The organism is Rhodoblastus acidophilus, assembly GCF_009720655.1.
Classification (GTDB): domain Bacteria; phylum Pseudomonadota; class Alphaproteobacteria; order Rhizobiales; family Beijerinckiaceae; genus Rhodoblastus; species Rhodoblastus acidophilus_A.
The window spans coordinates 39,568-53,744 of sequence record NZ_WNKS01000016.1 but is presented as its reverse complement, the minus strand read 5'-3'; the positions used below and the strand labels follow the sequence as shown (position 1 = coordinate 53,744).

Sequence of the window (14,177 nt, the reverse complement as noted above, 5' to 3'; positions counted from 1 at the left end):
AATGCCGCCGGCGACGGGATGGTAGACATAAGGAGGCCGTTGAACCGCCCCACCGGCAAGGAAGAATGGAAATCCGAGAACGCCGAGGGAATAAAAGGTTCCCGCGGACAGAAGTCCAGCCCGCCAAAATTGAAAAGTCCCAATCCCGAATGTCAACGCGCTCTGGCAAGCCGACGCCGATCCAGGAATTTGAAAGCCTACCCCATAGGTCGGGTCATCGGAGCCGGTTGCGCTCCCTCCGAGACGAGGTTTGGCGCCATCGTCTTGCGCCGGCAAAATTAATCCGATAATCTGGATATATGAAGGAAACATCCGCTCTCGCCGCGCTTGCGGCCTTATCGCAGGCGACGCGTCTGCGAACGTTTCGGCTCCTCGTCGCACGTGAACCCGAAGGCGTTCCCGCCGGCGAGCTGGCGCGTCTGATTGGCGTGCCGCAGAACACCATGTCGGCGCATCTGTCGATCCTGGCCAATGCCGGGCTGGTCGGCGGCGAGCGGCAAAGCCGCTCCATTGTCTATCGCGCCGATCTCGCCTTGTTTCGGGAGGTCGTGCTGTTCCTGCTGAAGGATTGTTGCGGCGGTCGCCCGGACGTTTGCGCGCCGGTTCTGGCGGATCTCATGCCCTGTTGTCCGCCCGGCGCTCATGAGGACGCTCCCGATCATCAATGATCGTGCGGCCGGCTTTCGCCGGACCGCACCCCGCCGACATTCACATGCAACAGCAGGCGACCAAATCCATGTCGAAATTCGAACGCTATCTGACCCTCTGGGTCTTGCTCTGCATTGTCGTGGGCATCGCCCTCGGTCATTTCCTCCCCGGCGTGTTCCAAATCATCGGCGCCGCCGAGGTCGCCAAGGTCAACCTTCCCGTGGCGGGGCTGATCTGGCTGATGATCATCCCCATGCTGGTCAAGATCGATTTTTCGGCGCTGTCGCAGGTCGCGGCGCATTGGCGCGGAATTGGCGTGACCTTGTTCATCAATTGGGCGGTCAAACCTTTTTCGATGGCCTTGCTCGGCTGGCTGTTCGTCGGCGGCCTGTTCAGGACCTATCTGCCGGCAGACCAGATCGACAGCTATATCGCCGGGCTGATCCTGTTGGCGGCCGCGCCCTGCACGGCCATGGTGTTCGTCTGGAGCAACCTGTGCAAGGGCGAACCCCATTTCACCTTGAGCCAGGTTGCGCTCAACGACGTCATCATGGTCGTCGCCTTCGCGCCCATTGTCGGCCTGCTGCTCGGACTGTCGTCGATCACGGTTCCCTGGGAGACGCTGCTGCTCTCGGTCGCGCTCTACATCGTCGCGCCGGTGATCATCGCGCAGGTCGTTCGCAAAAGCCTGATCGCCAACGGCGGCGAGGCGGCGCTGACGAATTTGCTGAACACGCTTCAGCCTTCGTCGCTCGTCGCCCTGCTGGCGACGCTGGTTCTGCTATTTGGTTTCCAGGGCGAACAGATTCTGGCGCAGCCCCTGATCATCGTTCTGCTCGCCGTGCCGATCCTGATCCAGGTCTATTTCAACGCCGGGCTGGCCTATCTGCTCAATCGGGCGAGCGGCGAAGCCCATTGCGTCGCAGGGCCGTCCGCCCTGATCGGCGCCAGCAATTTTTTCGAACTGGCCGTCGCCGCCGCCATCAGCCTGTTCGGCTTCCACTCCGGCGCGGCTTTGGCCACGGTCGTCGGCGTGCTGATCGAAGTGCCGGTGATGCTGTCGGTCGTGGCCATCGTCAACCGGACGCGCGGCTGGTACGAGTCCGGCTCCGCCGTGCGTCGCGTCGCCGCCGAAAATCTCAAGGAGAAAGCCATTGGCTGAGGACATGCAGGTGGTGATCCACCACAATCCGGATTGCGGCACATCGCGCAACGTCCTCGCCATCATCGAAGCCGCCGGCTACCGCCCGACGGTGATCGAATATCTGAAAGTTGGCTGGACCCGGCCACAGCTCGAAGGCCTGTTCGCGAGCGCCGGCCTGACCCCGCGCGCGGCGCTGCGGACATCGAAATCGCCGGCGGAACAGCTTGGGCTGCTCGATCCCGCCGTCACCAATGACGCGCTGCTCGACGCGATGGTCGCTCATCCCGTCCTCGTCAACCGGCCCATCGTCTGCACGGCGAAGGGCGTGCGCCTGTGCCGCCCGAGCGAGCTTGTGCTCGACCTGCTCGATCGCCTGCCGCCGGGACCGCTGGCCAAGGAAGACGGCCAGTTGCTGATCGATGCCGAGGGCAAGCGCGTCGGCTGAGGCTCTGGGTCTGGAAGTCTTCTCTTCGAAAACCTCCTTGCCGTGCTCTTAATATCTGATATTCTGGATTAATGGATTAGATTAAGATTCCGCGTCGGGACAACAACACCCCGGCGCTCAGCTTCCAGCCATCCATTCGATCGCGCATCGTCGCGAGGTTTTTGCGTCAATGTCCGAAGGCATTCCATCGCTGCTGTCCAAGAGGGCTCACGTCATGTCCGACCGCATCTACAATGTCTTGTTCCTGTGCACGGGAAACAGCGCCCGATCCATCCTGGCGGAAAGCATCCTCCGCAAGGACGGCGCAGGCCGGTTCAACGCCTTTTCGGCGGGAAGTCAGCCCAAGGGCGAGGTCAACCCCTACGCTTTCAAAACCCTTGCCGCCTATGGCTATCCGGACGATGGTTTGCGGTCCAAGAATTGGCAGGAGTTCGCATCTCCCGGCTCTCCACATTTGGATTTTGTCTTCACGGTTTGCGACAACGCCGCTGGCGAAGCCTGCCCGATCTGGCCGGGACAGCCGTTCACGGCCCACTGGGGCATTGAAGACCCCGCCGCCGTCGACGGCGCGGACATCGAGAAACAGCGGGCGTTCAATCTGACGTTTCGTTATCTCAGGAACCGCATTGCGCTGCTGCTTGCCTTGCGGTTGAACCAACTCGACAAACTGGCATTATTGACGAAGTTGCGCGAGATCGGCGAAACCGAAGGCGCCACCCATCTGGCCGAAGGAGGCGTCAAGTGAAGACGATTCAGGTTTTTGACCCCGCTCTCTGTTGCAGCACCGGCGTTTGCGGCGTCGATGTCGATCAGGTTCTCGTCGCCTTTTCGGCCGATGTGGACTGGGCGAAGCAGAACGGCGCCAGGATTGAGCGTTTCAATCTGGCCCAGCAGCCGATGGCCTTCGCCGAAAACGCGATCGTAAAGGGTTTTCTGGAGCGCTCCGGAGCTGAGGCTCTGCCGCTAATCCTCATTGATGGCGAGGTCGCGCTGGCTGGCCGCTATCCCAATCGCGCCGAACTGGCGCGCTGGACCGGAGTCGCGGAAACGCCGGTCGAAGTGAAGCAAGGCGGATGCTGCGGCGGCAAGAGCTGCTGAACGCAAGATGAGCTGCTGAACTCCCGAAAGGTCGTCATGAAATTTCTCGAACAGCCGCCGCGCTTCCTTTTCTTCACAGGCAAGGGCGGCGTCGGCAAGACGTCGATCGCCTGCGCGACCGCGATCCAGCTCGCCTATGGCGGCAAGAACGTCCTGCTCGTCAGCACCGATCCGGCCTCCAATGTCGGCCAGGTGTTCGGCGTTGAGATCGGCAATCGTATCACGGTCCTTCCCGCCGTCCCGCGCCTGTCGGCGCTGGAAATCGACCCGCAGGCTGCGGCGCAGGCCTATCGCGACCGCATCGTCGGCCCCGTGCGCGGGATCCTTCCCGAGGCCGTGGTCAAAGGCATCGAGGAACAGCTTTCCGGTGGCTGCACCACGGAAATCGCCGCCTTCGACGAATTCACGGGGCTGCTGGTCGAGTCGAGCCTGACCGCCAGTTTCGACCATATTGTTTTCGACACCGCCCCGACCGGGCATACGATCCGGATGCTGCAATTGCCCGGCGCCTGGACCGGCTTTCTTGAGGAAGGCAAGGGCGATGCATCCTGTCTCGGTCCGCTGGCCGGTCTGGAAAAACAGCGCGCCCAGTACAAGGCGGCGGTGGAGGCCCTGGCCGACGAAAACCGCACCCGCCTCATATTGGTCGCGCGCGCCCAGCAATCGACCTTGCGCGAGGTCGCCCGCACCCAGATGGAGCTGGCGGCGGTTGGACTTGGCCGGCAATATCTGGTCGTTAACGGTTTGCTGCCGCGCGCCGAGGCGGCGTTGGACCCGCTGGCCGCCGCCATTTGTCAGCGCGAGCAGGCGGCGCTGGCGGCCATTCCTCGCGAGCTGGCCGACCTGCCGCGCGATGTGATCGCCCTGCTTCCTTTCAATCTTGTCGGCATCCCGGCCTTGCGCCAGTTGCTGGCCGGGACGACCTCGCCCGTCGCCGCCGATGACGGCGAACCGATCACGCTTGATGCGCCCGGCCTTTCCACCCTGGTCGACGGCATAGCCGCGGACTGCCACGGGTTGGTGATGCTGATGGGCAAGGGCGGCGTCGGCAAGACCACCTTGGCGGCGGCCATCGCCGTCGAACTGGCGCGGCGCGGCTTCCCTGTGCATCTCACCACCTCCGACCCGGCGGCCCATCTCGCGGAAACGCTGCACGGCTCTCTCGAACATCTGACGGTCAGCCGCATCGATCCCCACGCGGAAATCGAGCGCTATCGTCGCGAGGTGATGGAAACCAAGGGCGCGGCGCTGGACGCCGAGGGCCGGGCGCTGCTCGAAGAGGATCTGCGCTCGCCCTGCACCGAGGAAATCGCTGTGTTTCAGGCCTTTGCCCGCGTTATTCGCGAGGCGGGCCAGAAGTTCGTGGTGATGGACACCGCTCCGACCGGCCACACCCTGCTGCTGCTCGACGCCACCGGCGCCTATCACCGCGAAGTCGTCCGCCATGTCGGCGCCAAGGGCGGCCACACCATCACGCCGATGATGCAATTGCAGGACCCCAGGCAGACCAAGGTGTTGCTTGTCACATTGGCGGAAACGACGCCGGTGCTGGAGGCCGCCAGTTTGCAAGACGACCTCCGCCGGGCGGAAATCGAGCCCTGGGCCTGGATCGTCAACAACAGCGTGGCGGCGGCGCAACCGCAATCCCCTTTGCTACGACAGCGCGCGCGCAATGAATTGCGCGAGGTCGAGGCCGTGGCGACCCGTTACGCCTCGCGTTACGCAGTCGCGCCATTGCTGAAAGAGGAGCCTGTCGGCGTCGTCAGACTGCAGGAATTGCTCGGCGTGGCGGTCGAAGCTGCTTGACGCGGCGGACGATGCAGACTCGCCCTATGGCGCGTCTGATCCGACGTCACCATGAGGCTCGAAGGGCCGGTTTTTGTCGAAGTGACAGTCCGCCGGCGGTGTCCGGCTTGTTGAGGTCGTTCTCGACGGCGTCGCATGCAGCCGTATGCAAGTCGATCTCGCGACTCAGCGACGTCGATTTTGTTGTGCGTTTCAAACCGGCCAATAGGCTGGCTTGGTGGCGCGCTAGCGACACAAAGCACTGTTCACAGGACTGTCGCCATCCCTGTTCCCGCATTCCGCAAGACTGCGCGAGTTTCAAGGACTTTGCCGCCGCGTTTCCATCTGAAAAATGCTGGCTGGGGCGGCAGGATTCGAACCTACGGATGGCGGAATCAAAATCCGCTGCCTTACCACTTGGCGACGCCCCACTACTCTCGCGAGTCGCCGCGGACCATAATTGGCGTTGCGCCCGCCCGCAAGCACGCCGCGCAACTTTTTGTTCTGATAACCAACGTCATTTTAAAAAGGGCGGGGGGAGGCGCGCCTCCCCCAAGCCGTCTCAGCGCTCGTAGATGATGCGCGCGCGCAGCGTGCCCTCGATGCCCCGGATGTCCTCCAGCACCTGTTCCGCCACTTCCAGCGCGCCGTCGGCCTCGATCACCACATAGCCGACGTCGCCGTCGGTCTGCAGGAATTCCGAGGCGATGTTCAGATCGCGGCTGGAGAAGGCGTCGTTCAGCTTGCGCAGCACGCCCGGCACGTTGCGGTGGACATGCATGAAGCGCGTGCCATTCGGACGCGGCGGCAGCTGCACCTGCGGGAAATTCACCGCCCCCACCGTCGAGCCGATGTCGGAATAATCCACCAGCTTTCGCGCCACTTCCGCTCCGATGCGCTCCTGCGCCTCTTCGGTCGAGCCGCCGATATGCGGGGTGATGATGACGTTTTCAAGCCCTTGCAGCGGCGACACGAATTTTTCGCCATTGGCCGCGGGCTCCTTGGGGAACACGTCCACGGCCGCGCCAAGCAGATGGCCGCTCTTCAGCGCCTCAGCGAGCGCGTCGACGTCGACGCAGGTGCCGCGCGCGTTGTTGATGAAGTAGGATCCCGTCTTCATCGCCGCGAATTGCTCGGCGCCCATCATGTTCTTGGTCGAGGGCGTTTCCGGCACGTGTAGGCTGACCACGTCGGACTGGGCGAGCAGCTCGTTCAGCGTATTGGTCGGCTCGGTGTTGCCGTGGCGCAGCTTGTCGGTGATGTCGAAGAAGATGACCCGCATGCCCATGGCTTCCGCCAGATAGGACAGCTGGCTGCCGATATTGCCGTAGCCGACGATCCCCAAGGTCTTGCCGCGCACCTCAAAACTGTTGGTGGCGCTCTTGTCCCAGCCGCCGTTGTGGCAATCGTGCGAGCGCGAGGGGATGCGGCGCAGCAGCATGGCGATCTCGCCGATGGTCAGTTCGGCCACCGAGCGGGTGTTGGAGAAGGGCGCGTTGAAGACCGGGATTCCGCGCGCGGAAGCCGCCGGCAGTTTGACCTGGTTGGTGCCGACCGAGAAGCAGCCGACCGTCATCAGGCGGTCGGCGTCGGCGAACACCTGTTCCGTGAGTTTTGTCCGTGAGCGGATGCCGACGATATGCACGCCCTGCATCGCCTCGCGCAACGCGTCGCCGTCGAGCGCCTTGGTCAGGCGGGTGACATTGGTGTAGCCGGCGTTGTGGAACAGATCGGCCGCGCTCTGGTGGATGCCTTCGAGCAGCAGGACTTTGATCTTGTCCTTGGACAGCGACAGACGTGCGTTCACTTTTTTCTCCTGATGCGTCGCGGCCCGTCGCAAAAAGGAAAAGCGCGAAAGCGATTGCTTTCGCGCGACGGGCCAGGCCGGTCTTTGCGGTGCGGTCTATCAGACTTTGGATTTAAGGGGAATGGGTTGTTTCGCGCCGGTTTCGTCGTGGATGGCGAAGCGGTAGCGGCCCTGGTCGTCGAAATCCACCCTGTAGGACAACCGGTCGATGATGCGGTTGTCGCGGTCGAAGGCCAGCACTTTCGGGTTGAGACTCGGAATTTCGTCGGCGTCCACATAGATGGATGAGCAGATGATCAGGCTATCGCCTGGCTGGCAGGTGCGCGCCGCCGCGCCGTTGAGGATGCAGCAGCGCGAGCCGCGCTCGCCCAGGATCACATAGGTCGAGATCCGCGCGCCGGAATTCTTGTTCCAGATCTCGACGAACTCCAGCGGCAGGATTCCCGCCTCCTCGCAATGATCGGGATCGAGCGTGATCGAGCCGTGATAGTCGATATTGGCGTCCGTCACGTGGATTCCGTGAAGTTTGGCGCCGACAACCTTGCGCATTGACCTGTCCTGCCAGTCTGGAGGCCAGCCGCCCCCGAAGCTTTGGCGGTTCCCATAGCTTTTTTTGAGCGAAATCGCCAGCCTTGCGATTCGGCTAATCCCTGGGCTTGAAATCAAGCGCGACGCCATTGATGCAATAGCGCAGATTGGTGGGCGGCGGGCCGTCCTCGAACACATGGCCGAGATGGCCGCCGCAGGCGCTGCAATGCACTTCGGTGCGCACCATACCCCAGGAGGCGTCGCGGCTGGTTTCCACCGCGCCCTCTATCGGGTCATTAAAACTCGGCCAGCCCGTGCCGCTCTCAAATTTTTCCAGCGACCGGAACAGCGGCTGGCCGCAGCCGACGCAATGGAACGTCCCGGCGCGTTCCTCGTGGTTCAGCGCGCAGGAGCTCGGCCGCTCGGTGCCATGGCCGCGCAGCACGTCATATTGCTCCGGCGTGAGCATCGCCCGCCATTCGGCGTCGGTTCGGGTCACCTTGAAATCGTCGGCCATGGGCGGTCTCCTTGCTCGTCATAGATGGGTCCGGCCTGGCCGGCGCGCAAGCGAGGTTTCGCTCCCGCATCATGCCATTGTGACGAAACGAGCTCTGTTTTAAATTGCGTCCATCTTCATCGGAGTGAGGGCCATGGCGACTTATGAGACTTCGGACGGGCGGCAGGTCACGCGCTGCAAGGAGGCCCAGGAAGAGCAGGAGGCGATCTACGAATATTTCGGCGATGTCGTGGTCAAGGGTTTTGTTCAGTCCATTGAGGAATCGGCCGACGGCGCCTCCTGGAAGATCACCGTGGTTCCGCAAATGGCGGTGACCTGACGGCCCGGGCCTATCCACGAACGTCATGCCCGGGCTTGTCCCGGGCATCCACGCCGGGCCGCGAGACGTCGCCTTCCAGATGATATGCAGACGCGCCCCCGCTTGGCGCGCGCGCCCTGAAACGGGACTGCTCCCGGCGGCATTTTTGCGAAAAGTGAAAACCGCGAAACGCGTCAGAACCCTCAATATGTCAAGACAATGTTCATGTTTTGTTTTCACGTGAAACATCGACCGAAATCACGACTCCCCCGCAAGTCTATGTATTAAAACGATAAGTCACCGTCCGCCGCCCGGAAGGCCGCGCGCCGAACACTGTTCACGCCCAGCGCCCCGTCCACAACCCGCAACGTGCAGACGCGAAAATCGCGCATTTTTCGCGAGAAATCGCGTGTTTTTTGCACAAATTCGTCGGTTTTGCGCGATTTTGCGCGACTGAATTTCAACCAGAGCGGGAAATTTCCCAAAAACCCGCTCTCACCAGCCTTCAAGACAAGATCAAAACAAGACCATCCCGTTCGAGCGGCTTCATCAGGAACCGGCGGACAGCGGACGTTCGCCAAAGCGGCCCGCAACTCGCCAGCGGGCCGGTCACCCAAACATCTTCGCGCCGCCGACCCAGGTCTCGCTGACCTTGATCGCCATGATTGTGTCGGGATCGACCTTGAACGGATCGCTTTCGAGGATGACGAGATCGCCTTCCTTGCCCTTTTCGAGCGAGCCGATCGTGTCGCCCAGTCCGATCTGACGGGCGGCGTCGATGGTCGTCGCCTTGAGGGCGTGCGCGACCGAAATCGCCTGCGCGTGGCCGACGATCGACTTGTCGATCTCGCACCGGCGGGTCACCGCCGCCTGGATCAGGCGCAGCGGACCCACGGGCGAACAGGGCGCGTCGGTGTGCAGCGTGAACGGCACGCCTTCGTGAACGCAAGCGGCCGCCGGATCCATGAACGCGGCGCGTTCCGGCCCGAACAACTGATCGCGATAGGCCGCGCCATAGAGGAAGACGTGGTTCATGAGAAAACTCGGCTGGACGCCGAGCGCCTTCATGCGCGCGATCTGGTCAGGACGCGCCATGGTCGAATGCTCGATCCGGTTGACGCCATGCGACGAATGCGCGCCATAAACCGCTTCGATCGCATTCAGCGCATCGTCGATCGTGGCGTCGCCGTTGCAATGGATTTGAATGGGCCAGCCGACCGCCTTCGCCGCCGCGCACATCTGCTTGAATTCGGCGGCTGAGAAATTGGTCGCGCCCTTCGACGCGCTTTTGAGATAGGGCCTGGTCTGCGCGCCTGTTTCGGTCTGGTTCGACCCGTCGCCGACGATTTTGATGCCGTAGAGCGAGAAGCGGCTGTTGGGGAAATGCGTCGCCCTTGCGCCCACGCCCAGCGCCGCGAACGCCTTGCTCGCCTCGATCGCGTCGGCCATCAGGCTCGCGCTCATGCGGATCGACAGGGAATTCGACAGCTTTGCGAGCGACTCGACCCATTCCGGCATGATCGTGCCCGGCTCGTGCAAGGTCGTGTTGCCGGCCGCAGCGACCTGCCTGGTATAGTCGACCAGCGCCTTGCCGACGAGTTGCGGCGTGATCGGCGGCACGGCGAGCATGACGAATTTCAGCATCGCCGGCTCCTCGTAAACGAGGCCGTTGAACTTGCCGTCGGGACCGCGGCCGAAATGCCCGCCGCCGGGCAGAACGCCGACGTCGTCGGGAATCTTGGCGAGCCGGAACGCCGCCGCATTCGCTGCGGCGTCGTGCATGTTCACATACCAGATGAAGATCGGATGATCCGTGGAGATCGCGTCCAGCTCCGTCATCGAGAAATCGCCGCCCTGCAGCAGATTGTCGAAATTGCAGCCGATGATCCATTGGCCGGGCGGGGTCTTCGCCGCCATCGCCCGCAGCGCCTCGGTCAGCGCCGCGCGCGTCGGATATTTGGTGTAGCCGACATCCGTGAGCAGTTCCGCGAACAGCGCCGCGCCGCAGGTGTGATGATGCGGATCGACGAATCCCGGCAGCAGCGTGCGCCCTTGCAGATCGACGATCTTGGTCGCGCTGGTCTTGAGGCCGGCGATCTCGGCGTCAGACCCGACCGCGAGAATCTTGCCGCCGCCGCCGACGGCGATCGCCTCGACCGCATGATGGGGCCCGGCCATCGGGAGGATCGTTCCATTCCTGAAGATCGTGTCGGCGCCGCTGTCGGCCGCAAAGGCGGCGCGGCTCGCAGCCATCGTGAGCGCCGCCGCGCCCGCGCCATAGGCCATGAACTGGCGCCGGCTGGGCGTCGCGGCCTGCAATCCGAAATTCAAAGCATTGGTGATCAGATGACTGACGCAGGCACGGCACATGGCACTCTCCTGAGCGGCTTGTCGCGGGGACGATATCGGACGGAATTCTGTCCGGCATTATTCAACCCAAGGTGGCGGATGGCCAGACATTGCGATTGTTCAACGCGCATTACGAAAAATATGGTTTTCAGCCTGTTGCCGTGTTCGATGGCGAGGGCCGTTTCAACACCGCCGCACGCCCCCCGCCGATGGGCGATCCGTTTGCGATCCCCCGATCCTGGAGTCCCCTGGAGGAGACCAGGATTTCATCAATGGGTCAGCGCGGCTCACGGCGCGATTTTTTCATTCTGCGCGACACCGCCAGGAAACGCGAGTTCTTTTGGCCGCGGGAGCCTGTTGGCCGATGCCGCGGGGGGTTTTTTTTTGCGGGCGGCGCAGTGGGCGGATTGCCGCGCGAGCGGAATACGATTTCCGAACTGATCCTTCGGAAATCGAATCATACGGTTTCCGCAAGATCGCTTCGCGATCCGCGAAAACGAAATCGCGCGGAAATCCTCCAGGCAAAGGGCGGATTGCCGCGCGAGCGGAATACGATTTCCGAACTGATCCTTCGGAAATCGTATCAGACGTCCAAAACCTCACGCGCCCCTAAACGCAAGTCCGCGCAAAGCCCACGCCAAAACCCCGGGCGCGCTCACCCCGCCACTTCAGCGCGCTCGTCCTCGACCGGGGTCATCACGCCGTCGTCGCGCAAGTCGAAATCATGGCCGCGCCAGCGCAGATGACCCGGCCAAAAACTCGCCCAGAACACGCAGAAGCCCAACAGATCGCGAAACGGAAGCAGCCCGCGCGGGTGGGCTTCTCCGGAAAACCTTGTGTCGACCGCGTCCTGCAGCATGCGGCGGCACAGCAGTCCGGCGAGCAGCAGCGCGGTCGCGCCGGCGCCGAACGGATGGAAGGCGAAGGCCAACACACCCCAGCCGACGGGATGGGTGACAAGCGTGCCGAAATAGCCGGCGGGATCGAGCGAGCGGATGGTGCGCGCCCAGCGGATTTCCTGGCGCCACAGATCCGAAAAGCCGCGCTCGCCATGGGCGTGGAGCACGGCGAAATCCGCCACCACCACGTTCAACCCGAGCCCGCGCACCAAGGCGCCGAGCACGAAATCGTCAGCCAACTGGTCCTTGAGAGGCGCAAACCCGCCGATCCCCTCCAAAACCTCGCGGCGCAGGGCGATGGTGGCGCCGATGCAGGGTTTCGCCAGCTTGAGCGCCAGCCCCGTGGCGACATTGGGCAGAAAGGCGTAATCCACGCCCATGGCGCACAGCCGCGCCCAGAAGCCGGTCATGGGAACGCCGCGGTAAAGACAGGTGACGGCGCCCACGCCCTCCCCCTCCAGCGCCGCCGTCAGACGGTTGAGGTAATCCGGGGCGACGATGATGTCGCTGTCGGCCAGCACCACCACCTCGCCGGCGATGGCGCCGGACATGTTGATGAGACTGTCGACCTTGCCATTGCCGCCATGGCGCGCCGGGTCAATCACCAGCTCCGCCGTGAGCCCGGCGGGCGCGCCCTCGATCTCGCCGGCGCGCACGGCCTCGACAATGCGCCGCGCGACCGCCGCCGCCGGATCGGCCGCGCTGTGGACCCCGAACAGGATATGCACAGGACCAGCAAAATCCTGCCGGCAAAAGGTCAGCAGATGCTCCCGCAAACCCGGCTCGGCGCCGTAAAGCGGTTTCAGGACGGTGACGCTCGGCGCGATGTTCGGCGCGGCGGCGCGATGGGCGCGCGGAAAAAATCGCCGCACCGCGAAAACCGCCAGCACCGTGTAGAGGCAGGACGCAAACGCCAAAAGATACAGGGCAGAGAGCGGCAGCGAGGCGTCGAACAGATCGCCTGCCTCCAGTCCGGTCAGCATGCTGATTCCTTTCAAAGTGGAGCGCGTGAACCCGCGCCCACTCTTGGGGATCCTGCCCTAGCGCCCCAGCAGGCTGGCGACGCGTTGGCGCAGATCCTTCAGCGCCAGACCTTTTAACGCGCGGCGCCATTGGGTGAGCTCCGATATCGAGCCGTTGGCCAATATATCGGCAATGCGCCAACCTTGTGGCGTAGCCTTCACCACATAATCGATCGGCATCGGCTCCCCCTTGAGGGGGATCATCCGGGTGCTGACCACCAGCGCGCCGTCGCGCGGTTCCACCTTGGCGTCGCGCTCAAAGCCCTTGGCCTCGACGAACTCGAACCTTTGCGCGTAAGTGGCGGCGACGTAATCGCCAAAACTTTGCGTCCAGTCGGCGCGGTCGGGCAGGCCGTCAAAACCCGGCCCATACGCAAGCTTCGCCATGCCGTCCAGATCGAAGGCGGCGCCCAGCGCCGGGCGCAGCGCGTCGAAACGCTGCTGCAAGGTCATTTTCGACGCCCGGCTCAGCAGGTCGGTCTGGCTGTCCTGCAGTTTCTGCACGACAGCGACGGCGGCGTCCGCGTCGGACGCATGGGCGGCAAAAGCCGGCAATCCCGCCAGCAGCCCCAAAAAGATCCGGCGATCAAGCACGTCCGGCTTCCTCCGCCGGCCGTTTCGCGCGCAAAACCGTCGCAAACAGGCTTTCGCCCTCCAGGCGGCGCCACAGGGCGAGGCCGGGCGCGCCGCAGATGAGATCGGGAATGCGCTTGATCAGCGACAGCGCGATGGCGTTGGGCGAACCGATGCCGAACGCGGCGCACAAAGCGATGAATCCGCCCTCCTGCACGCCCCAGGCGCCGGGAATGAGGAAGCCCGCCGCCTTGACCGCATGGCCGAGGCTCTCGATGGTGATGGCCGTGGCGAAGGAGCGCTGATCGCCCAGGAACTGCAGCGCGAAATAAATCTCCAGCGCGCCGACGAACCAGATGGTCATGTGGATGGCCAGGGCGCGGGCGAGACCGGCGCGGTTGCGCAGGATGACGTCGAGCCCTTGTCGAAGCGCCGGCAGACCGACCACGGACGGCCAGCCGGTCTGCGCCTCGATCTTTTGCGCGAGCCGATCGATCCATCCCATCGACAGCAGGCGCGGCGCCAGCCAGAACCCGGCGATGGCGGGGACCATGATGATAGCGCCCACCGCCGCGGCCAGGGTCAAATCGGCCTCGACGCCGGCGCGCAGCAGCAGGACGACGCCGATCATGGTGAAAACGGCTTGTGTCGCCGTCTGCGCCAGCAGATCGACGACGACGCTGGCGGCGGCCACGCCGCCGTCGACCCGGCGTTTTTTCAACAGACGGGCGCCAAAGACGTCGCCGCCGACCGAAGCCACGGGCAGCAGATTGTTGATGGATTCGCGCACCCAGCGCAGCTGGCAGAAGATCCAGGGCGCGGGGCGCGGTTTCGGGATCATGAAGCGCCAGGCGAAGGCGGCGCCGAACGTCTGGGCAAAGCGGATGACGGCGATCAGCAGGGCCCCGACCAGGCCAATGCGCCCAAAAGCGTGCGCCACTTCGCCCACGCCTTCATAGAACGTGAGGGCGGCGAACAGGAGGAGACCGAGAACGAGTCCCAGCGCTGCGGCTTTTTTCATCGCCTCGCCTTACCGAAAAACCCTTGCCAAGTCAGCCCTGAAC

General features: G+C 63.6%; 15 protein-coding genes and 1 tRNA gene. 7 read left to right on the top strand and 9 right to left on the bottom strand.

Features of this window, described 5'->3' with window-relative positions:
* Positions 1-299 precede the first annotated feature (299 nt).
* The 6 genes from GJ654_RS15535 (at position 300) to arsA (ending at position 5,141) form a co-directional block, all read left to right on the top strand.
* A complete protein-coding gene (locus tag GJ654_RS15535) occupies positions 300-668 on the top strand; it encodes an ArsR/SmtB family transcription factor (RefSeq protein ID WP_155447089.1) in 369 nt (122 codons plus the stop codon).
* Between the two features lie 68 nt (positions 669-736).
* A complete protein-coding gene (arsB, locus tag GJ654_RS15530; protein ID WP_155447134.1) occupies positions 737-1,810 on the top strand; it encodes an ACR3 family arsenite efflux transporter in 1,074 nt (357 codons plus the stop codon).
* Between the two features lie 4 nt (positions 1,811-1,814).
* Complete coding sequence (arsC, locus tag GJ654_RS15525) at positions 1,815-2,237, top strand: arsenate reductase (glutaredoxin) (RefSeq protein WP_155447133.1); 423 nt, start codon at positions 1,815-1,817, stop codon at positions 2,235-2,237.
* A 214-nt stretch (positions 2,238-2,451) separates the two neighbouring features.
* Positions 2,452-2,982 (top strand): arsenate reductase ArsC, encoded by a 531-nt coding sequence (locus GJ654_RS15520; RefSeq protein ID WP_155447088.1) that lies wholly within the window; start codon positions 2,452-2,454, stop codon positions 2,980-2,982.
* On the top strand, positions 2,979-3,335 hold the full coding sequence (gene arsD / locus GJ654_RS15515; RefSeq protein ID WP_264586274.1) for an arsenite efflux transporter metallochaperone ArsD: 357 nt from the start codon (positions 2,979-2,981) through the stop codon (positions 3,333-3,335). Before GJ654_RS15520 ends, arsD begins: the two co-directional genes overlap by 4 nt.
* A 36-nt stretch (positions 3,336-3,371) precedes the next feature.
* Entirely contained in the window at positions 3,372-5,141 is a 1,770-nt protein-coding gene (gene arsA / locus GJ654_RS15510) for an arsenical pump-driving ATPase (protein ID WP_155447087.1), read from the top strand.
* Positions 5,142-5,476: 335 nt separating this feature from the next.
* Here the strand turns inward: arsA and GJ654_RS15505 are convergent.
* From GJ654_RS15505 to msrB, 4 genes are all read right to left on the bottom strand, one after another.
* Positions 5,477-5,551 (bottom strand) — tRNA-Gln (locus GJ654_RS15505).
* A 131-nt stretch (positions 5,552-5,682) separates the two neighbouring features.
* A complete protein-coding gene (serA, locus tag GJ654_RS15500) occupies positions 5,683-6,927 on the bottom strand; it encodes a phosphoglycerate dehydrogenase (RefSeq protein WP_264586273.1) in 1,245 nt (414 codons plus the stop codon).
* Between the two features lie 99 nt (positions 6,928-7,026).
* Positions 7,027-7,476, bottom strand: coding sequence for an aspartate 1-decarboxylase (panD, locus tag GJ654_RS15495; RefSeq protein ID WP_155447085.1), 450 nt, complete (start codon positions 7,474-7,476; stop codon positions 7,027-7,029).
* A 94-nt stretch (positions 7,477-7,570) separates the two neighbouring features.
* Positions 7,571-7,972 carry a peptide-methionine (R)-S-oxide reductase MsrB gene (gene msrB, locus GJ654_RS15490; protein ID WP_155447084.1) on the bottom strand — a complete coding sequence of 134 codons (402 nt, stop codon included), beginning with the start codon at positions 7,970-7,972 and terminating at the stop codon, positions 7,571-7,573.
* Between the two features lie 133 nt (positions 7,973-8,105).
* On the opposite strand from msrB, the gene GJ654_RS15485 reads away from it, so the two are divergent.
* Positions 8,106-8,291: a hypothetical protein gene (locus GJ654_RS15485; RefSeq protein ID WP_155447083.1), complete on the top strand. Its 186-nt coding sequence runs from the start codon at positions 8,106-8,108 to the stop codon at positions 8,289-8,291.
* A gap of 263 nt (positions 8,292-8,554) precedes the next feature.
* On the opposite strand, the gene GJ654_RS15480 is transcribed toward GJ654_RS15485, so the two are convergent.
* From GJ654_RS15480 to GJ654_RS15455, 5 genes are all read right to left on the bottom strand, one after another.
* Positions 8,555-8,887, bottom strand: a complete 333-nt coding sequence (locus tag GJ654_RS15480) for a hypothetical protein (RefSeq protein ID WP_155447082.1) — start codon at positions 8,885-8,887, stop codon at positions 8,555-8,557.
* Complete coding sequence (locus tag GJ654_RS15475) at positions 8,880-10,640, bottom strand: amidohydrolase (protein WP_155447081.1); 1,761 nt, start codon at positions 10,638-10,640, stop codon at positions 8,880-8,882. The genes GJ654_RS15480 and GJ654_RS15475 overlap by 8 nt, the downstream gene beginning before the upstream one ends.
* 634 nt (positions 10,641-11,274) lie before the next feature.
* Positions 11,275-12,501 carry a bacteriohopanetetrol glucosamine biosynthesis glycosyltransferase HpnI gene (gene hpnI, locus GJ654_RS15465; protein ID WP_155447079.1) on the bottom strand — a complete coding sequence of 409 codons (1,227 nt, stop codon included), beginning with the start codon at positions 12,499-12,501 and terminating at the stop codon, positions 11,275-11,277.
* A gap of 57 nt (positions 12,502-12,558) precedes the next feature.
* Complete coding sequence (locus GJ654_RS15460) at positions 12,559-13,134, bottom strand: ABC transporter substrate-binding protein (protein WP_155447078.1); 576 nt, start codon at positions 13,132-13,134, stop codon at positions 12,559-12,561.
* Positions 13,127-14,134, bottom strand: a complete 1,008-nt coding sequence (locus GJ654_RS15455; RefSeq protein WP_155447077.1) for a flippase-like domain-containing protein — start codon at positions 14,132-14,134, stop codon at positions 13,127-13,129. The genes GJ654_RS15460 and GJ654_RS15455 overlap by 8 nt, the downstream gene beginning before the upstream one ends.
* Positions 14,135-14,177 lie beyond the last annotated feature (43 nt).